The organism is Rhizobium moroccans, assembly GCF_057559155.1.
This window is the reverse complement of sequence record NZ_JBHFJG010000002.1, coordinates 1-20947: the sequence shown is the minus strand read 5'-3', so window position 1 is coordinate 20947 and position 20947 is coordinate 1. Positions and strand designations below refer to the sequence as shown.

The window sequence follows — 20947 nt, the reverse complement described above, 5'->3', positions numbered from 1 at the left end:
CTAGATAATCCACCAATGCAGGACATCCCATGGCAGACGATACGCTCGAACTTCAGGCAAGCACGACGGCATGGCAGATCGCAATGCAGGAAATCCTTCGCATGGTCGTCCGTGACCTCTATCAATCTCATAGTGAAGTCGCCTTCACGACACATATCAAGCGCCTCGAAGAGGGTGCGGTTGACAGCATCTACAGCGACCTCAGGCTGAGAGGAACGGATGAATGGACAGAAACTCTGGTGAAGGAGAAGGCGACCAACATTGTCACGAACCTCCTGACCTCCTTCACCTTCGAGCAATCTGACCCTCGGCCGCGGACGACATAAGTCTCTGTTGATGTGCCACGACCACCTTTAGTAGGACGAATTTACTCTCACGTGCGACGGTCCAGCCTCGGCCGCCCACATTTACCTCTTGCGAGCCACGATGTAGGGCCGTGGTTCGTTACCCTTCGTTGCGTGGTTCTCAGTGGCAAGAATGTCGAAGCCTGCGGTACATATATGCTGGCCGAGGTCCGCCGCCCCGAAGACGCCGGCATAGGGTGCTTTACCGATCACGCGCATCGCGGGCAGCAAGACAAACCGGATGAGCGGGTTCATATCTCCGATGCAGGGCGTCTTGGAAATGAACAAGCCATTAGGTGCAAGCAAGGCATGGATGCAGCGTAGCGTGCCGGGCAGATCGCGGACCAGATGGATGTAGTTGAAGCCCAGAATTGCATCAAACCGACCCGTTTCAGACATAAGCGCTTCTGCGGTCGCAGTGCGGAAGGCAAGCTTGGGGAAGGGGCCCGCGGCGCGCTTCTCTTCGGCAATCGCGATCATTCCAGCGGAAATGTCCGTCGCAAGATAGCTTTGTACATCGCCTGCCAGTCGAAGCGCCGTCGTCCCTGTTCCGCAGCCCAGCTCCAAAACACGGCCGTTTGATCCCAGCAGCGCACGGGTCCGGTCCAACGTGCGCTCATACCCGGCCTGATCCGTGATCGCACCCTGGGCATACTTGCGTGAACTCCGGTCCCAGAAACGGACATCGCTGGCTATGTTCATGATCGGTGCCTCGTGACAAACTTACTGAGGGTCAGAGCAAGAATTTCTCGAAATCATACGCTAAGCTCGGGCGGGCGTGAACGTTCATCGGGCGCCACTTCACCGCGCCTGCAGAAGATTCTTGAAGCGGAGATCACGAATGGGCTTGATTCGCTTAGGTGGATCAGCCTGGCTCTTCCGTCTTGAATGTTGCGCCGCTTGAATGGTCCCATCGGCGCCTTCCTGCGGATAGTTTCCACCGTCGGTAGCAAGCCAGCTGTTAGCGAGTGATCCAAAATAGAGCATGAGAGCGGTTTACGGGTCGCCGCCGCACCAACTTTCCTACAGCTCGAAAGCGAACTGGTCCGATACAGTACGGTCGGCTCGGGAGAGGGAGGATAGCGTTACGCGCTGCAAGCACACAGCCCGCCCGAGATCAGCGTCAGCCATCACTTCCACATTGCGCGCATTCGGGCGCCGACATCCAGCCTGACCTGACGCGCGCTCCGTTCTCCGGCCGATGCACTGATCTGCGGCCAGGTGGTCGCCTCGAAGAACTGCAGCAGTGTCGCGGGGATGAAACGGGTCCTTGAGGCATAGACGTGACGGTCGCCTTGCGAATTCTGTCCCCCGATGAAAAATCGCTGCGGCGTCAGAAGTGTGAGGCTGTCGCGCGCGCGGGTCATCCCGACGTAGAGGAGACGACGCTCTTCCTCGATTTCCGCCGTCGTTCCGACCGCAAGATCCGACGGGATGCATCCATCCACTACATTCAGCATGAACACCGACCGCCATTCCTGCCCCTTGGCGGAATGAATGGTCGACAGGATCAGATAATCCTCGTCCAACAGCGGCACCCCAGCCTGATCGCTGGTGGCGTCCGGTGGATCCAGCGTCAACTCGGTCAGGAAGCGTTCGCGATTGGCATAGCCGCTTGCTATCTGTTCAAGCTGCAGCAGGTCTGCCTTGCGCGTATCTGCATCTTCATGGACCCGCTCGAGATGCGGTTCGTACCAGGTTCGCGCGAGCGCTATCTCTCCCGGCCATCCCGCCTCCACTTTGCGCAGGGCTGACAGCAGCGTCACGAGAGCAGGCCAGTCGCCGCTCTTCGGCGGTGGGGGAATTTCCGCAAGCGACTGCAGTGGTTCCGGGTCAGCGGCGATCGTGTCGAGAATCTTCCCTGCCGTCTGAGGGCCGACGCCTGGGAGCATCTGCAGAAGGCGAAAGCCTGCCACACGGTCGCGTGGGTTCTGGGCGAAACGCAGCACGGCCAACAAATCCTTGACGTGGGCGGAATCGAGGAATTTCAGGCCGCCGAATTTGACGAAGGGGATGTTGCGCCGTGTGAGTTCTATTTCGAGATTTCCACTATGGCTGGAGGAACGGAACAGCACGGCCTGGCTCTTCAGCGGAATGCCGATCTCGCGGTTTGCAAGCACCTGCTCGACGATATAGCCGGCCTGATCAGCCTCGTCCTTCACGGTCACCAGAAGAGGCCGCTGCTCCGACTGCCGATCCGACCAGAGATTCTTCGTGAATCGCTCTCGTGCGAGGTCGATGACGCCGTTCGCGGCCGCCAGAATGGGCTGCGTCGAGCGGTAATTCCTTTCCAGAGTAATCACGTCTGCCGGCTGGGGAGAGAACTCGTTCGGGAAGTCGAGGATATTGCGAATGGTTGCTGCTCTGAACGAGTAGATCGACTGGGCGTCGTCGCCGACGACAGTGAGACCTCGCCCGCCGGGTTTGAGCGAGAACAGGATAGACGCCTGAAGGCGGTTCGTATCCTGATATTCGTCGACGAGGACGTGGTCGAAGCGATTGCCAACATCGTCGGCAAGATCGGGTTCGGACACCATCTGCGCCCAGTAGAGCAGGAGGTCGTCGTAGTCGAGGACGTTTTGCGCCTGCTTCGCCTCGACATATCCTGCAAACAGTTCCTTGAGCTGCAGCTCCCAATTGACCGCCCAAGGATATGAAGACTTGAGCACGTCCATGACGGAACTTTCCGAATTTACGACGCGCGAGTAGATGGCGAGGCAGGTGCTTTTCGTCGGGAAGCGGCTTTCCGTTTTCGAGAGCCCAAGCTCGTGCCGGACAAGATTCATCAGGTCAGCAGAGTCCTCACGGTCATGGATACTGAAGTCGACGTTCAGGCCGATCTGCTCGGCATAGATCCGTAGCAGCTTCGCACCTACCCCGTGGAACGTGCCCGCCCAGGTTAGCGCGTCTGTCATGATCGCCGACGTGTCACCGAGGACCTGTCGGCAAATCCTTTGCACTCGGCGGCTCATCTCCGCGGCGGCCCGGCGAGAGAAGGTCATCAGCAGGATGCGACGCGGGTCGGCTCCATTGACGATGAGGTGGGCGACCCGATGTGCAAGGGTGTTTGTCTTTCCCGAGCCGGCGCCTGCGATGATCAAAAGCGGACCGCCGATCCCGCTTTCCGGCAGGCCAATCCCATGTTCGACCGCCTGCCTCTGGCGATCATTGAGCTTCTCGAGATATGCCGTAGTCATTCGGTCTCACGTGGCTTTCTTGGACGCTGATCCGCTATTCAGCGCCGCTGAACAAAAGTGGAACATAGCGAGCTTCTTCCTTGATGAAAAGCGATCTCAGACCAAGCTGATGATTCCTGCGGGAGTGCGGCTGCGACACGTATTCGAGGGTTCAGGGGACAGCCAGACGCCAGATGAGGGCATCCGGCCAATGTCATTGGCCGAAGCCAACGACCCGGACTTCCGTCTTGACGGAATTGGCAATGAAGCACTCTTCATGCGCCGAGTGATGCAGTTCCGCTTGCATCGCGGCGGTCGGCTGTTCTCCGGCGTAGACGATGGTCGGATCAAGATCGACGCGGCTGATGACCAATTTTCCGTCGACCTTCTCCATCACGCCGATCGCCTTGTCGATATAGCTCTCGATGCCGATTCCCTTGGGTGCCGCGAGCGAGAGAAAAGTCAGCATGTGGCAGCTGGAAATCGCTGCGATGTAGGCCTCCTCCGGATCGACGTTGCCTTCCACGGAATAAGGAAGTGGCACGATATGCGGCGAAGCCGACGCCGGCACGATCTGGCCGCCGTCAAAGCGCCAAGTATGCGCACGGCTGTAGCGCTTATCGATGAAGACCGCTCCTTCTCGCTCCCAATGTATCTCGACGCTGACTTTCATGTCAGATCATCCTCTGCCGGCATGGAAAGAAGTCTTGCTGTCGTTCGTGTGAGATGACGGCGAAGCCGTTGCGCGGCAGTGTGGAGATCCTGCTTCGCGCAAGCAGCAATGATTGCCGAGTGCTCCACGAAAAAGTCAGTGCGCTCTTTGGCGCCATGCTTTTGGTGAAGCGTCGACCGCCGCGATTCTCGTCGCAGCGTTGTTATGGTTTTAAGCAGCCGAGTATTCTTGCATCCGCTGTACAGCGTGAGATGAAACTGCTGGTCAAGTTCCAGTATGCGCACCGGGTCGTATTCTGCGATGAGCTCGTCGTTGAGCCTTTCAGCCGTCCGCAAGACCGCTGACGAGAGCAACGGGAGCGACTGCTCCAAGGCGGCGATCTCCACAATAGCCCGAAGTTCGGAGAGTTCAGTCGCTTCCCGTTGCGAGAGAATTGCTACCGCCAGGCTTCGATCGCGACGCCGTACGACCAAACCACTCCCAAGTAACCGCTCCAAGGCCTGTCTGACTGGCTGCCGGCTCACCCCGAAGCGGTCGGCGATCACCTCCTGCTTGAGAATTGAGCCTGGTGCTAGTTCACCCGACTCAATCTCATCTTGCAGCTCGCTGAAAATCGCCTTTGGATCCATGGATCCAAATTAGTATGCTTCCTCCTTGCGGGTCAGGCGTGGATCGCGCCTGTTCGAGCTTTGACCTCGGCACTCAGATCTGGAAGCCGCCGGCAACGTCGATGACGCCGCCACCGATATAGCCGGCGTCTGGGCCTGCGAGGAAGCAAACGGTCCCCGCAACCTCTTCCAGCGTCGCGATCCGGCGAATTGCGTGAAGATCCATGATCGCCTCGGGCAACTTGTCGGCTACCGCCGATGCCATGTCAGTCGGCATAATGCCCGGCTGCACCACCGTTACCGTGATGCCGCGCGGACCAAGGTCACGCTGTACACCTTTCGCATACCCGGCAATTGCCGCCTTGGTGCCCGCATAGTCCGCCACGCCCGGGAACGGGACACGGCTGCCGAGACCGGAGCCGATGAAGATGATCCGGCCGCCATCCGACAACACCGGCGCTGCCGCGCGCGTGGTCGCCACCGCGCCCATGACGTTGATCTGCCACTGGCGATCGAGATTGACCGTGTCGAGATCGGGGTCGTCGACCGTCTTGCCTTGCACGGCGATCGCTGCATTGTTGACGAGTATGTCGAGCTTGCCGAAGTGCGCCACTACCTTATCGACCAGCGGCTTGGCCGCGGTCATATCGGCCTGATCGCTCCGGATCGCGATGGCGCGCACGCCCTTGGCCTCCAGCTTCTCCACAATCGCTTCGGCTTTTTCGGCCGAGGCGACGTAGCTGATCGCAACGTCCGCCCCCTGGTGGGCAAACGCCTCCGCCACCGCGGCGCCAAGCCCGCGCGAGCCGCCGGTAATGAGGGCGACCTTGCCCTTCAATGTGTTCGACATGAAAATCCTTCCATCATCTCTGGTGTCGCCTGATTTCGAAAGCGACTGTGCATAATTTTTGTAACGAGTGTTACGATAACGATTGGTATGAAATATTGACGGAAGCTGTCAAGCAGTTTAATAACAGTCATTATGGAAATGTGGCCGAGCTGAACTGATGGGACGCCATCGCGAATTCGACGTGGAGAAAGCGCTGGACGCCGTGTTGTGCGTTTTCTGGCGCAAGGGGTACGAGGGGGCCTCCTACGCGGATCTGACCGAGGCAGCCGGTGTGGAAAGACCCGCCCTCTATTCGGCATTCGGCAACAAGGAAGCGATGTTCCGCCGAGCGCTCGATCGCTACTACGAGCGATACCTGGACTACCTTCCCAAGGCGCTTCAGCTTCCGACAGCCCGCGAGGTCGCGACGCGCATTCTATTTAGTGCGATCGATCTCAATACGCGTTATCCGGATCATACGGGATGTCTCGGCATTAATGGGGTCCTGGCGGGATCGGATGAAGCGGAGCCGGTGCGGCAGGCTTTGATAGACGCTCGCGCGACCGCCGAGGCGCAACTGCGTGAGCGCTTCGAACGGGCAAAGGCGGCGGGCGACCTGCCGGAGATGGCCAGACCTGACGCTCTTGCGGCCTTCCTGATGGCTGTCCTTCACGGCATGGCGGTTCAGGCGAAAGCCGGCTTCAGCCGCGACATGCTGGAGGCCGTTGCCGAGCAGGCGCTTTCCACCTGGCCTGCCGGCTAGTTCCGCGCTTTCCGGAAAATCATCTTGAACTGAGACACGCGCCGGTATCGTCGCGGTCAGCGTCCTGTCGGGTATCTCCGTCCGGCGAGCGAAGCTCTTATCCTGTCTCTAAAACAGTTCAGCGACGATTTCGATCTTTACAACTACATAACATAGTAGCTAAGTTTCCTTGTGTGATGGCTGCCGTGAGACAGCGCATGTTTCGTTTGCCCCGAGCCTCCGGGAACCGCTTCAACCAAGGACCGTCGATAATGCCTCAGACCTATTCGACCTTTGCCGACGACTGCTTCGCCGGCCGATCCGTTCTCATCACCGGTGCCGCGAGCGGGATGGGGCTGGAAACCGCTCGCGCCTTTGCGGCCAAGGGAGCAGAGGTGGTCATGGCCGATCGAGATGAGGCGGGCCTGGAGCGTTATGGCACCGAGCTGCGCAAGATGGGCGCCAAGATCCACGCCGTACCGGTTGATGTCGGCGATCCGGAAAGCATCACAAGAGCGTTCGATTACTGTGACGCCAATCTCGACCGGCTCGACAACGTCGTGACCTGTGCGGCCATCATCACCGCCAAACGCATCTTCGAACAGGACTGGGCCCATTGGCGCCGCGTTCTCGACGTCAATCTGCTCGGCACCTTCTTCACCGTACAGGCCGCCGTCAAACGTATGCTCGACAATCCCGCAGGAGGCAGGATCGTCTGCGTCGCCTCCGACGCGGGTGTCCATGGGGGCGGCGGATTGATCGCCGACACGCCTTACGCGGCGTCCAAGGCCGCGACGCTTTCGCTCGTCAAATCCGTGGCGCGCGAACTGGCGGGCAAGAATATCCGGATCAATGCGCTCAATCCCGGCCCGACGGATTCACCGATGCATTCGCATATCGATCCGGCGCTGAAGGAGCGCATCGCCGCCAATCTGCCCATGCGGCGCATGGGGCGTCCGGAAGACATGGCCGCGGCCATCCTGTTCCTGTGCTCCGATGCGGCGAGCTTCACCTATGGCTCGGCGCTCGACGTCGATGGCGGATCAATGTTCCGCTAGGGGAGAACGAGGACATGGAGCAGACGGTGCGGCGTTACGCCTATGCGGCCGATATCCCCGAAATCGATGATGTGGACGTCCTTGTTGTCGGTGGAGGGCCATCCGGACTTTCTGCCGCGGTAGCAGCCGCACGCCTTGGTGTGCGGGTCCGTCTTGTCGAGAGGTATGGTTTTCTCGGAGGCAACCTGACGGCCGGCCTCGTCGGTCCCTGCATGACCTCCTATTCGCTGGATGGCGGCCAGCAACTCATCCGCGGCATCTACGAGGAATTCGTCCAGCGGATGATGGCGATCGGCGGCGCCCTTCACCCGAGCACGATTCCGGCGGGCTCGGCCTATTGCGGCTTCATCGTCTATGGCCACGACAAGGTCACGCCCTTCGAGCCGGAAGCCGCCAAGGTCGTGGCGCAGCGCATGTGCATCGAGGCCGGCGTGGAATTGCTTCTGCATACCATGGTCGTCGATGCGATCGTCGATGGCGCCGATATCGACATGCCGCGGGTGACGGGTGTCGTTTGCGCCGGCAAGGGCGGGCTGAGGGTGGCCCGGGCCAAGGTGGTGGTCGATTGCTCGGCGGATGGCGATGTCGCCCATTATGCCGGGGTCCATACCCGGCAGGGACGCGACAGCGACGGCCTTGCCCAACCGCAGACGCTGTTCTTCCGGGTTCAGAACGTCGATGATCGGGTGGTGGAAGACTATGTCCGCTCCCATCCGGAGGATTTCCGTCCCTTCTCCTCGATCGTCGCCAGGGCGACCGCCGAAGGCCGGTTTCCCGCGCCGCGCCGCGGTATCGGCCTCTACAAGACCATGGAGCCAGGTGTCTGGCGCATCAATACGGGCCGCGTGCTTCGCCGCAACGGGGCGGATGCGCGGGAGCTGTCGCTGGCGGAAGTCGAAGGCCGCGAGCAGACCATGGCGCTCATTGATTTCTTCCGCAACAACCTGCCGGGCTTCGAGAATGTCGAATTGCGTGACACGGCGACCCAGATCGGTGTGCGGGAGACCCGCCGCATCGACGGCGACTACGAGCTGACGCTGGACGACCTGCGTTCGGGACGGTCGTTCGAGGATGCTGTAGCGCTGTGCGGCTATCCGCTCGATATCCACGATCCTGCAGGCTCCGGCGGCGGCACCGGTGGCGAAGCCCCGCAGACCGCGAATGTCTATCAGATACCATATCGTGTGATGCTGCCGCGCATCCATGACGGCCTGCTGGTCTCCGGCCGGGCCGTTTCGGCCACCCACGAGGCCTTGAGCGCCATCCGCGTCATGCCGCCCTGTTTCGCACTGGGGCAGGCGGCGGGCGTGGCGGCCGCGCTCTCGGTCGGCAATCGTGCAAGCCCGCGCTACATCCAATATGAGGACCTGCGGCGGGAATTGCTCGTGCAGGGGGCTTATCTCGGTTGATTAAAGCGATACTCTAGCCTGCGAGACTCTATTCAGCATTGACGGTAATGAAGTTTTACATTACCTTGTTGCGGGAATAGAACGTGGAGGCTGCTATGGCACCGTTGGCAGTTACTGTGAAAGGCCAGGTCACCCTCAAGCGGGACTTGCTGCAACACCTCGGCATCAAGCCGGGAGAGCGGATCGACTTTGAAAAGTTGCCCGGCGGTGAGCTTCGATTGCGGGCAGCTCGACCGACCGGAACTATAGACAATTTCCTCGGCCTGCTTGCTGGCAAAACCAAGAAAGTCGCTACGATTGAGGAAATGAACAAAGCCGCCGCCGCCGGCTGGGCGGGCGAAGAGTGAAAGTCACCGTCGATACCAACGTCCTTGTTCGGGGCGTCGTGCGAGACGATCCCAAGCAAGCCAGCAGCGTGGACCAGATTCTGAAGCAAGCCTCGTTGATCGCAGTTTCCTTGCCGTGTCTATGCGAATTCGTATGGGTGCTGCGCCGAGTTTACAGCTTCGACGACGAGCTAATCGCCTCCGCCATTCGCGCATTGCTCGATACCGGGAATGTCGTCATGAACCGGCCAGCCGTCGAGGTCGGGCTTGCAATGCTGGAAGCCGGCGGCGATTTCGCCGACGGTATCATGGCCCACGAAGGGACATGGCTAGGTGGCGAAACTTTCGTCTCACTCGACCGGAAAGCCGTAAGGTTGCTTTCCCAGCAAGGCGAAGCGGCGCAACTCCTTTCCTGAGAGCCTGAAAGGTAGTGATGCCGACACATTTCTGTACCGTCGGTCCGGCCTCATGCCCGTTTCCGATCGATTGCGTGCATCAGGCTTTCAAATGCACAGTCACCAGAACGGTGCATTCGGACCCTTCTTCGAAGCGCGTGGCAACACGCAGCCAGTTGCCGAAATGCCGGACACGCGCTGCCGCGATCCCGTCCAGCTCCCCCGGCATGACGAATTCGGTACCTTCCGGCACCCAATGCATGCCGTCCGGCGAAATCTCCACCCAGGCTTTCGGGACGGCTCCGATGGGGTCCTTCAGGGCCCGGACGAAGAAAACGGCTTCGCGTGCCCAGCCGGCCTCGTAAGGCTCGCTTGCGGCGTCACCGCTCCAGCGCTCATTGCGGGCGACGATGGCGGTGATGTTCTCGGGCAGCATCAGAAATCCCCCGATATGCAAATGGAATCGACGTAGAGGAAGGCGCGCTTGGCAACGTCCGTTTCTGCGAACAGGCAGAAGTTGAGCATACACCACAGGTTCTTCATCGCTGGGATGCGGATGGAATCGAAGCCCGACAAATCGAAGCTGCGGTCGTTGCATTGCAGCCCGGTCGCCTTCATCGAAGCGAGGTCGAAATCGAAGCGCAAATAGCTCCAATTCACCTTGGTGGGGATCTCGTTATAGCAGAGCCGTTGATCGCCGTTCGGCAGATCCAGCCAGCCGTCGGGAGAGAGATGGTAATGGCTGACGGTCTTGTCCTCGCTGCCGATCGAGGTGAAATGCGTCGTCTCGCGCTTGTATTGCCACTTTTGCAGGTGCTTGCCCTCGAGCGCATTCAGGAAACGCAGATGCGGCATGACCCGTTCGCCATCTCCATCCCGGTCTCCGCATTGCAGATCGAACAGGAAGCCGACCGAGCGGACATCCGTTTCGGAAAGCTTCAGTTCCGTCGCTTCCGGCTTGAAGGTGAAGAAGAGTTCGAAACGGATAGGCCCGCGTTTGCGAAACGTATGTCGCTTGATGGCGACGTTCTGAGCCCCTGGCCGCGGCTTGGTGGCGATCTTCAGCGCATAGGAGGAATCCATGCCGCCATGCGAGCCCGCTTCCCAATGTCCGAGGGTCGAGAGCATGGCGCTGGAGTGCTGGGCATAACCCGGGAGCATGGAATCGAGACTGTCCTCGTAATTGCCGACAAGCTGCGACCAGCCGCAATGACCGCGCGAGAAATCGTCGAAGGATAAGATTCGCGGAAGCGGATCGAAGCGGCTGAGCGCCGGGTCGGCGCGCAGCATGGCAAGGCGCATGGCTTCGGTGACATCGGCGGTGATTGGCGTGGCTAAAGTCGTCATCTTCTCGTGGACCTCACTGAATGCGGAGCCGCTTCACGGCATCCCAATCGATTTCGATGCCGAGCCCCGGGCCTGTCGGCACATCGAGGGTGCCGTCCTTCTGTCGAAGGCAACCCGGCGCCAGGTCGGCAAGCTCGCGCTTGAAGGGGCTGAGGTCGCATTCGCATTCCATGACCTTGAAGTTGGGCAGCGCCGCCGCCAGATGCACGCTCGCCGTTTCGCAGACGATGCCGGACATGCCGATATGTGGGGCATAGCCGACGTCGTGCAGGGCGGCGTAATCGGCCATGCGGCGGGTTTCGGTTATGCCGCCGGCACGCGCCACGTCCGGCTGAAGAATGGAAAGGGTACGGTTGGCGACGAGGCGCTGGGCCTGATCGGCGGTGAAATTGCTTTCGCCCGCCGCAAGCGGCACATCGCAGCGCTTGCGCAGCTCCTCGTAGCCCTGCTCGTTTTCGGGGGCGAGCGGCTCCTCGAACCAGAAATAGCCGTTGGCCGACAGCGCCCGGCCGACTTCGATCGCCTGGTCCAGATTATACGCCCAGTTGGCGTCGACGCAGAGTGCGATATCGTCGCCGGCTCGATCGCGCAGCCGCTCGATGCGGCGGCAGGCCTCCTTCACCGGGTTGGACATCTTCACCTTGATGCGTGGGAAGCCCTCGCCGATATAGCGCTCCAGCTCCCGGTCGGCCTCCGTGTCATCCACCCAGTTCACTGCCGCGGCATAGACGTCGATCCGTTCGCGGCCCGTGCCGCCGAGAAGCTTGGAGATCGGCAGTCCGGCCGCCTTACCCATGATGTCCCAGAGCGCGATGTCCACACCCGCGATGGCTTCTATCAACATGCCGCCGGCGCGTCCCGAGAGCGACCGACGCATGGACTGCCACAATGCCCCGATATTGCGTGCGTCCTGGCCGACGAGCCGGGGTTTGAGAGATGTCTCGATCAGATCGGCATAGGCTTTCGGAGAAAAGCGCGCCAGCGTCTCGCCGACGCCGATCAGGCCCGCATCGGTGCGAACTTCCACGAGGACGATGGACACTTTCGTATAGGAGCCCCACGAGGTGACCGTTGGTTTCGGAAGCGTCTGGCTCAGTGGATGGGCAATCACGTCGGTGATGCGGATGGCTTCGCCGGGTGATGTCTGTGCGGGGTCCATCGGGCTTTTTATGCTCCATGTTTTGCTCGCCGTTGGCCGGCTTGTCTGATACTTCTACCGACAGGATGTTATCTTGGCAACTGATAAACCTAGTTGCTAAGTTGAAAACTGCATGATAGGGTTTGCTATATGAGGAATGAGATGACCGACAACTCCGACAGGAAACCTGTATTCACCGACAAGCCTGCCAGCCCTTCGCGGCTTGCGGACGGGGTTTCCGACGCGATTGCCGCCGCGCTGTTCGATGGCCGCATCTCGCCCGGCGAGCCCTTGCCGCCAGAAGGGGAGATCGCCAGGGAATTCGGGGTCTCGAAGCCGATTGCGCGCGAAGCCTTGCGTCAGTTGACAGCCGCCGGCCTGATCTTCACGCAGCAGGGCAAGGTTGCCCGCGCCAAGGCGCTGAGCGGCGACCCGATGGACAAGATCTATGGCTATGCCGTGCGCTCGAGCCTCAAGCGCCTCCAGGAAGCCAACGAGATGCGCCTCGTCATCGAAACGGGCATCGCACGGCTTGCCGCCGAGCGCCGCGATAGCCAAGGCTTGGAAACCATGCAGCAGGCCCTGGCCGATATGGCGGCCTCGCTGCACGAGCCTGCGGGTTTCACGGCAGCCGATATCCTGTTTCATCTCGGGCTCGCCATGGCGACAGGCAACTTCATGATCCGCGTGCAGATGGAGGGCATGCGCTCCGTGCAGCGCGAGGTATCAGAGCTGTTTTCGCGCCGCGCCAATCGCAGTGACGCCGACTGGCGTGCCACGATCGCGCGGCACCAGGCGATCTACGATGCGGTAGCGGCCGGAGATGCCGATCTCGCCGAACAGAAGATCCGCGCCCACTTCGTCGCGGCCGACATCGCCTCGCTCGAGGTTGCGGACAAATTGGGTGGCCGGCCATGACCATGCCGCGCTTCTCCTTGCAGGGACGGCGCGCGCTGGTGACCGGCGCCAGTTCCGGCATCGGCCGGGCGGTCGCGCTCGGCCTTGCCGAACACGGCGCGGACGTGGCGATACACCATTTCGGCAATGAGAGCGGCGCAAGGGATGTGGCTCGCACGATCGGCGGAAATGTTCCGGTTTTCGAAGCCGATTTCACCGACAGCGCGGCGACGCAGGCTTTCGCCGATGCCGTGATCGAGCAGTGCGGGCGGATAGACATACTGATCGCCAATGCCGCGATCGAACATCGCCTGCCTTGGCGAGAGGTGAACGATGCACATATCGACAAGCATGTCGCCTCCAACTTCGCCACACTCCTCACGCTGACAAATCGGTTCGTGCCGCCGATGATGGAGCGCGGCTGGGGCCGGGTGGTGGCAACCGGCAGCATCATGGCGACGCGCCCCCGTGCCGAGACGGTGGTCTATGCCTCGTTGAAGGCCGCCCAGTTGACGGCCATGCAAGGCATTGCCCGGGAGGTCGGACATCGCGGCGTGACGATGAACGTTGTCTCGCCGGGCGCCATCGAAATCGAGGCCAATGCGGTGCGCTACGAAGACCCCGCCTTCCGCAGGGCAGTCGTCGCCAAGATACCCGTCGGCAGGCAGGGCAGGCCCGAGGATCTCGTCGGCGCCTTCGTCTTTCTGTGCAGCGATGCCGCGGGCTACATCACGGGCGCAAACATTCCGGTCGACGGAGGATGGTCGATCGGGGATGCGCCCGGCGCTCTTCCGCAAGCTGCCGAGTGAGCGGCGTCGGGAGGGCCTGAAAACGAGACGCAGAGTGCCCTCCGGGATCTCTGCAATTGACTACGCTTTACCGAGCGAATGCCGCGGCATTCATTCGGTAAAGGCCGAAGACCAGCGACCAAAAGGGGAGGAAACCATGAGGGCCGCACTAACAGGTATCGTAGCATCCGCTTTGACGTTGTTGATGACGACGACGTCCGCTCTCGCGACCGACCTGCGCATGACCGTCTGGACGGGCAGCGAGGCGCATCTGAAAATGCTGAACGGCATTGCCGAGAGCTTCAAGGCCAGGCATCCGGACGTGAACGTGAAGTTCGAGACCGTGCCGGTGAATGATTATACGCAGAAGCTGACCTTCCAGGTGGCAGGCGGCAATCCGCCCGACATTGCCTGGATGATGGAGGATGCCGCTCCCGCCTTCGAGAACGCCAATTTGTTGATGGATCTCGGCCCGACGCTGAAGGCCGCGGAGGGCTATGATTTCGCCGACTTCTCGCAGCCGGCAATGGGCCTCTGGCAGAAGGGAGAAACGGTTTATGGCATCCCGTTCTCCACCTCGCCCTTCATGATCTACTATAACAAGGACATGTTCGACAAAGCAGGTCTGGAGGACCCACTGGCGCTTGCCGCCAAGGGCGAGTGGAACATGACGAAGTTCCAGCAGGTCGCCAAGAAGCTGACGGAAGCCAATCCCGGCAAATGGGGTTTCGAGTTCAAGGACGGGGAGGGGTATGCCTCGCGGATGACCCATGCACTCCTGCCGCCGATCCGCGCCTATGGCGGCGACATCTGGTCGAACGAGGAATGCGGGTTCGACAAGCCGGAAGCCGTCGCGGCGATCAAGCAGCTCCACGACATGGTCTTCAAGGATAAGTCCATCGTCCCGCCCGGAGAGCAGGGCGATTATTTCTCTGGCAATTCCGCCATGACGGTGAACCAGATATCGCGTGCCTCCAAGATGGCCGAGGCGGGCTTCAACTGGGGTATCGCGCCACTACCGGGCGGTCCGGGCGGAGAATCGCCCGTTATCGGCCAGGCCGGGCTGGTCGTGTTCGACCAGGGCAAGAACAAGGAGATCGCCGCCGAATTCGTCGCGCACATGACCAACAAGGAAAATGTCGCGACCATGGCGCAATTCTTCCCGCCGGCCCGCAAGAGCGTGCTCGAAGCCGATGCCTTCATCAGCGGCAACAAGCTCGTGCCGCCGGAGATGATGAAGAACGTGGCGGCCGCGATTGCCAATGGCCGTGTGCATCCGGCCCATGAGAAGGCTCCGCAGCTCCTGGCGGCAATGGCCCCCAGGGTGGATGCCCTGTGGAAGGCGGACGCAGATGTCGATCAGGCCATCAAGGGTATCTGCTCGGCCATCCAGCCGCTGCTCTGATTGGGTCGAATATGACCGATAGCATTCATATCACCAGGCGCGGCGGGCAGAAGTCCCGCCTGACGCTGAAGGCGAGGGAGATGATGGAGGCGTGGCTGTTCGTCAGCCCGACCGTCATCGGCTTCATCATCTTCTTCCTCGGCCCGCTGTTGGCGGTGGCCTACTATTCGCTCACCGAATGGAACCTGTTGACCCAGCAGGCCACCTTCGTAGGTCTTGCCAACTTCGAGAATGCGCTGCTGGAAAACCCCGATTTCTGGCATGTGGTGCGCAATTCGGTCATCTTCGCACTCGGCCTCGTGCCGCTCAACATGGCGCTTGCGCTCACGCTTGCGCTTGCGCTCTCACGACCCTTTCGGGGCGTCGTGTTCTTCCGCACGGTGTTCTTCGCCCCGGTCGTCACCTCGGCGATCGCCTGGGCCATCGTCTGGAAGTTCATGCTGCAGGGCGAGGGCGGCTTCATCAACCAGGTGCTGGCACTTGTCGGGATTTCCGGCCCCAACTGGCTACGCGAGCCGAACTGGGCCATGGCGGCTGTCATCATCACCCGCGTGATCAAGATGGTCGGTCTCAACATGATCCTTTACATCGCCGCGCTGCAGGCGATCCCGCGCGACTACGAGGAGGCTGCCCGCCTCGAAGGCGCGTCGCGCCGGCAGATATTCAGCATGATAACCTGGCCGCTATTGGCACCGGCGACCCTCGTGATCATGGTGATCACCACGATCGGCTCCTTCAAGGTCTTCGATCACATTTACCAGATGACCGGCGGCGGACCTGAAAACGGCACTCTGGTGCTCGCCTTCTACATCTATCAGCAAGGCTTCAAGTTCTTCAATGTCGGCTATGCCTCGACGCTTGCGATGATCATGTTCGCGATCGTCATGGTGCTGACGCTGGTGCAGGTCGCGCTGAGACGAAAGGGAATGGAATGAGCCTGCGCCAGACCCGAATTCTATACCGTGCCTGCTGGACGATCGCTCTCCTGATTGCGGCGATCCCCTTCATCTTTCCCTTCATCTGGATGGTTTCGGCCGGGTTCAAGAGCGTGACCGAAATCTTCGGCGCTCCGTCGCTGATCCCACGCGTCTGGCGATGGGAAAACTTCGTCGAGGTCTTCACCTACCAGCCGTTCGCGCGACAGTACTTCAACTCGCTCTACATCGCCATTCTCGTTACCGGGCTGACGCTCGTCATCTCGTCGCTGGCGGGTTACGCGCTGGCGCGGATGCGCTTTGCGGGTGCTGCTCTGCTGATGTTGTTCCTCATCTCGGCGCTGATGGTGCCGGAGGAGGTGACGATCATCCCCAACTTCTTCCTGATGCGGTGGTTCGGCCTGGTGGATACGCACTGGCCGCTCATCCTGCTGCCGACCTTCGGGCCTCAGGGCGTGATGGCGACCTTCCTGATGCGCCAGTATTTCCTGGCGCTTCCGAAGGAGCTGGAGGAGGCCGGCAAGATGGATGGCCTTACCCGTTTCGGCGTGTGGTGGAAGATCGCGCTGCCGATGTCGCGCCCGGCGCTGGCGGCGGTGGCCATCATCACCTTCCTGCATTCATGGAACCTGTTCCTGGAGCCGCTGATCTTCGTGAGCTCGCTTGAAATGTTCACGCTGCCGCTGGCGCTTTCCAACTTCAACGACAGTTATGGTCTGCCGCTCTGGAACCTCCAGCTTGCGGCAACCAGTCTCGCCGTGGTGCCGATCCTGATCGTCTACCTGATCGCTCAGCGGCAGATCATCGAAAGCTTTGCGCTATCCGGCGTGAAAGGATGAGGAATTTCAGCTTATGACGAGTGTATTGCTCAAAGGCATCGAAAAGCGGTTCGGCTCGGTCGAGGTCATTCGCGGCGTGGACCTTTCGATCGACGAGGGTGAGTTCGTGGTGTTCGTCGGCCCGTCGGGATGCGGCAAGTCCACGCTGCTTCGCCTCATCTCCGGATTGGAACATATCAGCGATGGCGAGTTGAAGATCGGCGACCGGGTGGTGAACGAGGTGCAACCCTCGCAACGCGGGGTGGCGATGGTGTTCCAGTCCTATGCGCTTTATCCGCATCTGACGGTGAAAGAGAATATGGGCTTCGGGCTAAAGGTGCGGAAAGTGCCTGCGCAGGAGCGCCAGCGGCGGGTGAACGAAGCGGCCGCGACCCTGAAACTGGAACCGTTGCTCGACCGTTACCCCCGCGAATTGTCGGGCGGCCAGCGCCAGCGTGTCGCGATTGGCCGTGCTATCGTCGGAAACCCGGATGTCTTCCTGTTCGACGAGCCGCTGTCGAACCTCGATGCCGAACTGCGCGTGCATATGCGTTCCGAGATCGCCGCCCTGCACAAGCGTCTTTCCACCACCATGATCTATGTGACGCATGACCAGATCGAGGCAATGACGCTTGCCGACAAGATCGTGGTGCTGCGCGACGGGCGGATAGAGCAGGTGGGTTCCCCGCGGGAGCTTTATGAACGGCCGTCGAATGTCTTCGTCGCGCAGTTCATCGGCAGCCCCAAGATGAACATCCTGCCTGCCGCCGATGCGCCGTTGCTGTGTGCCGGTCTGGCGGCTCCGCAATCAGCCGAAACGCTCGGTATCCGGCCGGAACATCTGACGGTGGTGGAACCGCGAGATGGCGTTCTGCGCGGGACTGTGAGTCTCTGCGAATATACGGGCGCGGTGACGCTGCTGCATGTCCTGCTGCCCGATAACCGGATTTGCCTGGTCCTGCATGATGAGGGGGAGGTCCCCGCCGTCGGCGGCGAGATCGGTCTTTCGGCGGAGGCATCGAACATCCATTTCTTCGACGGGCAGGCTCAAGCCATCAGAGCCTTGCCCCATTGAACCGCAGTTCGCGCCGATTTCCGGGACTTGGCTCATGGCTATATGACACGGAAGAAATGCGTGCCATCGCGATCAAGTTGCGCCACGAGGCCATATTCCCATTCGAGATAGTCCTCCATGGCTTGACGCGGCGCGTCCGTGCCCTCGTAAGGACGGCGATATCTATCGATGCGAGGAGATGCCAAGCGTTCCTCGCCCTCTATCACCGGTAATCCCTTGGCCAACCATCTGCCGGTGCCGCCCTCGAGGACGTATACCTCGGAGGAGGTGAGTGCCTGGATGTCGGCAGCCGCGAATTTGGCCAATGTGCCGGAGGCGCAAGTGACCACAATTCGCTCGGCGGCCCCGATGGCTTTGAGCGCATGTTCGATCTGCGCGCGCAGAGCCCACCAGGCGCCAGGAATGTGACCTTTGACATAGTTTGCCGAACTGCCGACATCGATGACGAGCGTGTCTCCGTCGGCCAGCCATTTTCGAAGGGCATCCGGTGAAACGGTGGCTGCGGATGGGGCTGGAATGGTATTCGCCCGATCATCGTCGCGCTCGCTACACTCGCTGTCGTCAACGGGGGTGATGACATATGTCTCCCAACCCATTTGCGAAAGCCATGATGCCGTCATGTCGGCGCGGGTGCCGTCATCATCCGAAAGCAGAATAAGCGCGCCGCGAACCGGAGCGGTATGGTCGGTTTCCTGCACAAGCTGTCCGCCAGGAACGTTCACGAACCCGGGCAAGTGACCACGCTGATATTCCTCGGAAGGTCGCACGTCGATGCGGTAGACGGTGCGATCCGGGCTTGCCAAACCCTCCGCCTCTTGCAACGAAATGCGGCGGACGCCGGCGCGCTCCGCCACTGCGCGGGCATCTGCCCGTGCCAGCGTGCGTGCGTGGGGCGAGGCTTCAGGAAATTGGCGCGTTGCCCCCCGATCCAATGTCAAACCTGCAAGCGTCCAACCGATCGTGCCGTTACGCAGGCCAGCAACCGGATTCGGGATACCCGCATTGATCAAGGATTGTGTCCCGATAATCGAGCGTGTCCGTCCCGCGCAGTTGACGATCACGGTTGTGTTCGGGTCGGGGGCAAGGTCGCGCACCCGAAGCACAAGTTCGGCTCCCGGCACCGACGTACCTGTCGGAATACTCATCGTGTTGAACTCGTCGAAGCGACGCGCGTCCAGAATGACGGGAGGCGTTTCGGAAACGATCAGGCGCCGCACTTCCTCGGCCGGTAGCAAAGGTGTGTGGCGGTGCGCTTCGACGAGTTCTCCGAAGGATTTCGACGGCACGTTGACATCGATAAAAGTTTCATAGCCCGCTTCTTCCCAAGCGGCGAGGCCACCTTCGAGCAGATGGACGTTGCTGTATCTCCAGCCGGCGAGTTTGAGCGCGGCAAGCGGCGCAAGATCGCGATATTCGTCCTTGCCGTAGAGCACGATCAGAACGTCGCGGCGGGGAATGCGTCGAGGAACGTCGAGCTCGAGTTTTCCGAACGGGAAGTTCGCGGCCCAGAGCGGGTGGCCTTTGGCAAAGGGGTCCTCTTCCCTCAAATCGGCGAGCAGGATTTCCCGCCTTGCCAGCAACTCGGCGCGGACCTGAGCCGGAGAGAGCGTCGGGAAAGCCGGGGAGGCGGCGGCGGGCGAAGACAATATTTGGTTCATTGCATGCGCTCCGGTACGAAAGAGATGAGATGGCACATCAGAAGAATGCGCCCGTCGGCGGCAGGCGCCCGCTCAGGAGATTCTGGCCGAGCAGACGTTCCTTGTAGAGCCGGGGATTATGCGAGGCGATGACCTTGATATTGCGCCAATGCCTGTCGAGCGCCCCCTTTTGCGATACGACCGAGCCGGAGCCTAGGTCGATCAGCCAGCCGGCAATCTGGGGTGCAAGATCGTCGATGACGACCTTCGCTTCCGCAGCCGACAAGGACGCAGCCAGAACGGCATCGTATTCCGCTGCTGTTCCATGGCTGTCCCATGCATGCTGGAGACTGGCGATCGTCCGGTCGATCGTCGCCTCGATCGAGGCTGCATAGGCTCTGATCCGCCCAAGATGCGCCTGTAGAACAGGTTCGTCGGCGGGATGGTCTGCCTCGCCGTGATAGAAATTGCGGCCGCGCGTGCGAAGCACATCCACCGCATCCAGTGCAATCCGTCGCGCCACGCCGGCAATGCAATTGGTGAGATAGACCTGATGGAAGGTGAAGCGCCAGGGTGCTGCGCCTTCACGCGGCGGCGGGTCTTGAGGATAGACCTGCTTGGCCGGAATGGTCGCCGCATTGAATTTCGCGGTGCCGGAGCCGGTCAGCTTCTGGCCGAAGCCGCCCCAGTCGTCGTCTCCGTCGACACCATCTCCGCGATAGAGAACATATTGCACCGCCGCGTTCTCGCGGCTTTCGACGGCAAGGCCGACGAAGGCGTCGTTGTAGAGATTGCCGGTCGCATAGACCTTCCGCCCGGAGCCGCGATAGGCCTGCAGGGCATCATCCCATTCGATCCGCGACAGGACCTTCGACGACAGCGCCCCGGCGGCGGTGGCATCGCTGTCGGCAAAGCTCAACCCGACCGTCTTGCCCTCGGCGGCAAGCGCCAGCACATGGGCATGAAACGGATGCCCCGGCTGGCGCAAGGCTGCTTCGACTTGCCAGAGATGGTTGCGGAAGGCGTGCGCGATGTTGGAATCGGCTGCGGCCAGATCGCGCGCGACGGAAAACAGCTCAGACAGCGAAGCTCCAGCACCGCCGGCATCTTTCGGCAGGCGCAGAGATCCAATGCCGAGCGCCTTCAGTTCGGCGATCTCTTCGTGGGGAAGGCGGCGATCCACTTCCCGCTCGACCGCCGTCTTTGCGATATGCTCGATCGCGGGTGCGAGGCCGAGCGATGATGCGTAAGGTGAAACGAGCCGGAGGGAGGCCCCTCCGAATTTGCTGATATCAGACATTCAGTACAATTCCTTGAACGCTCAGACCGCGGCCGCAAGCCCGTTCC

22 protein-coding genes are annotated in these 20947 nt (G+C 60.9%); 12 read left to right on the top strand and 10 right to left on the bottom strand.

Annotated elements, in window-relative coordinates; all coding sequences use genetic code 11:
* Positions 1-29 precede the first annotated feature (29 nt).
* Entirely contained in the window at positions 30-326 is a 297-nt protein-coding gene (locus tag ACE04I_RS01855) for a hypothetical protein (RefSeq protein ID WP_046793211.1), read from the top strand.
* Between the two features lie 81 nt (positions 327-407).
* Here ACE04I_RS01855 and ACE04I_RS01850 read toward each other — a convergent pair whose 3' ends face one another.
* From ACE04I_RS01850 to ACE04I_RS01830, 5 genes are all read right to left on the bottom strand, one after another.
* A complete protein-coding gene (locus ACE04I_RS01850; RefSeq protein ID WP_046793212.1) occupies positions 408-1046 on the bottom strand; it encodes a class I SAM-dependent methyltransferase in 639 nt (212 codons plus the stop codon).
* A gap of 428 nt (positions 1047-1474) precedes the next feature.
* The gene (locus ACE04I_RS01845) at positions 1475-3541 is read right to left on the bottom strand and encodes an ATP-dependent helicase (RefSeq protein ID WP_046793213.1); all 2067 of its coding nucleotides are present in this window, start codon (positions 3539-3541) and stop codon (positions 1475-1477) included.
* Between the two features lie 193 nt (positions 3542-3734).
* Complete coding sequence (locus tag ACE04I_RS01840; protein ID WP_046793214.1) at positions 3735-4193, bottom strand: OsmC family protein; 459 nt, start codon at positions 4191-4193, stop codon at positions 3735-3737.
* The gene (locus ACE04I_RS01835) at positions 4190-4822 is read right to left on the bottom strand and encodes a GntR family transcriptional regulator (protein ID WP_487206440.1); all 633 of its coding nucleotides are present in this window, start codon (positions 4820-4822) and stop codon (positions 4190-4192) included. The genes ACE04I_RS01840 and ACE04I_RS01835 overlap by 4 nt, the downstream gene beginning before the upstream one ends.
* 73 nt (positions 4823-4895) lie before the next feature.
* On the bottom strand, positions 4896-5651 hold the full coding sequence (locus ACE04I_RS01830; RefSeq protein ID WP_046793216.1) for an SDR family NAD(P)-dependent oxidoreductase: 756 nt from the start codon (positions 5649-5651) through the stop codon (positions 4896-4898).
* Between the two features lie 157 nt (positions 5652-5808).
* On the opposite strand from ACE04I_RS01830, the gene ACE04I_RS01825 reads away from it, so the two are divergent.
* From ACE04I_RS01825 to ACE04I_RS01805, 5 genes are all read left to right on the top strand, one after another.
* Entirely contained in the window at positions 5809-6393 is a 585-nt protein-coding gene (locus tag ACE04I_RS01825) for a TetR/AcrR family transcriptional regulator (RefSeq protein ID WP_046793217.1), read from the top strand.
* A gap of 251 nt (positions 6394-6644) precedes the next feature.
* On the top strand, positions 6645-7430 hold the full coding sequence (locus ACE04I_RS01820; RefSeq protein WP_082118256.1) for an SDR family NAD(P)-dependent oxidoreductase: 786 nt from the start codon (positions 6645-6647) through the stop codon (positions 7428-7430).
* Between the two features lie 14 nt (positions 7431-7444).
* The gene (locus tag ACE04I_RS01815) at positions 7445-8839 is read left to right on the top strand and encodes an FAD-dependent oxidoreductase (RefSeq protein WP_046793218.1); all 1395 of its coding nucleotides are present in this window, start codon (positions 7445-7447) and stop codon (positions 8837-8839) included.
* A gap of 95 nt (positions 8840-8934) precedes the next feature.
* Entirely contained in the window at positions 8935-9186 is a 252-nt protein-coding gene (locus tag ACE04I_RS01810; protein ID WP_046793219.1) for an AbrB/MazE/SpoVT family DNA-binding domain-containing protein, read from the top strand.
* The gene (locus tag ACE04I_RS01805) at positions 9183-9581 is read left to right on the top strand and encodes a type II toxin-antitoxin system VapC family toxin (protein ID WP_046793220.1); all 399 of its coding nucleotides are present in this window, start codon (positions 9183-9185) and stop codon (positions 9579-9581) included. The genes ACE04I_RS01810 and ACE04I_RS01805 overlap by 4 nt, the downstream gene beginning before the upstream one ends.
* 79 nt (positions 9582-9660) lie before the next feature.
* Here ACE04I_RS01805 and ACE04I_RS01800 read toward each other — a convergent pair whose 3' ends face one another.
* From ACE04I_RS01800 to ACE04I_RS01790, 3 genes are read right to left on the bottom strand one after another with little or no spacing between them, the layout of a single operon-like run.
* On the bottom strand, positions 9661-9996 hold the full coding sequence (locus ACE04I_RS01800) for a hypothetical protein (protein ID WP_046793221.1): 336 nt from the start codon (positions 9994-9996) through the stop codon (positions 9661-9663).
* Positions 9996-10862 carry a DUF6772 family protein gene (locus ACE04I_RS01795; protein ID WP_046793686.1) on the bottom strand — a complete coding sequence of 289 codons (867 nt, stop codon included), beginning with the start codon at positions 10860-10862 and terminating at the stop codon, positions 9996-9998. Before ACE04I_RS01795 ends, ACE04I_RS01800 begins: the two co-directional genes overlap by 1 nt.
* 58 nt (positions 10863-10920) lie before the next feature.
* On the bottom strand, positions 10921-12066 hold the full coding sequence (locus tag ACE04I_RS01790) for a mandelate racemase/muconate lactonizing enzyme family protein (RefSeq protein WP_137326739.1): 1146 nt from the start codon (positions 12064-12066) through the stop codon (positions 10921-10923).
* Positions 12067-12207: 141 nt separating this feature from the next.
* On the opposite strand from ACE04I_RS01790, the gene ACE04I_RS01785 reads away from it, so the two are divergent.
* The 6 genes from ACE04I_RS01785 (at position 12208) to ACE04I_RS01760 (ending at position 17963) form a co-directional block, all read left to right on the top strand.
* The gene (locus ACE04I_RS01785) at positions 12208-12963 is read left to right on the top strand and encodes a FadR/GntR family transcriptional regulator (protein WP_046793223.1); all 756 of its coding nucleotides are present in this window, start codon (positions 12208-12210) and stop codon (positions 12961-12963) included.
* Positions 12960-13751 carry an SDR family NAD(P)-dependent oxidoreductase gene (locus ACE04I_RS01780; protein WP_487206439.1) on the top strand — a complete coding sequence of 264 codons (792 nt, stop codon included), beginning with the start codon at positions 12960-12962 and terminating at the stop codon, positions 13749-13751. Before ACE04I_RS01785 ends, ACE04I_RS01780 begins: the two co-directional genes overlap by 4 nt.
* Positions 13752-13887: 136 nt before the next feature.
* Positions 13888-15135, top strand: a complete 1248-nt coding sequence (locus ACE04I_RS01775) for an ABC transporter substrate-binding protein (RefSeq protein WP_046793225.1) — start codon at positions 13888-13890, stop codon at positions 15133-15135.
* Between the two features lie 11 nt (positions 15136-15146).
* A complete protein-coding gene (locus ACE04I_RS01770; protein ID WP_046793226.1) occupies positions 15147-16070 on the top strand; it encodes a carbohydrate ABC transporter permease in 924 nt (307 codons plus the stop codon).
* A complete protein-coding gene (locus tag ACE04I_RS01765) occupies positions 16067-16909 on the top strand; it encodes a carbohydrate ABC transporter permease (RefSeq protein ID WP_046793227.1) in 843 nt (280 codons plus the stop codon). The genes ACE04I_RS01770 and ACE04I_RS01765 overlap by 4 nt, the downstream gene beginning before the upstream one ends.
* 13 nt (positions 16910-16922) lie before the next feature.
* The gene (locus ACE04I_RS01760; protein WP_046793228.1) at positions 16923-17963 is read left to right on the top strand and encodes an ABC transporter ATP-binding protein; all 1041 of its coding nucleotides are present in this window, start codon (positions 16923-16925) and stop codon (positions 17961-17963) included.
* A gap of 38 nt (positions 17964-18001) precedes the next feature.
* On the opposite strand, the gene ACE04I_RS01755 is transcribed toward ACE04I_RS01760, so the two are convergent.
* Together ACE04I_RS01755 and ACE04I_RS01750 are read right to left on the bottom strand one after the other, a co-directional pair.
* Positions 18002-19621 (bottom strand): rhodanese homology domain-containing protein, encoded by a 1620-nt coding sequence (locus ACE04I_RS01755; protein WP_046793229.1) that lies wholly within the window; start codon positions 19619-19621, stop codon positions 18002-18004.
* Between the two features lie 37 nt (positions 19622-19658).
* Positions 19659-20900, bottom strand: a complete 1242-nt coding sequence (locus ACE04I_RS01750) for an acyl-CoA dehydrogenase family protein (protein ID WP_046793230.1) — start codon at positions 20898-20900, stop codon at positions 19659-19661.
* Positions 20901-20947: the final 47 nt, after the last annotated feature.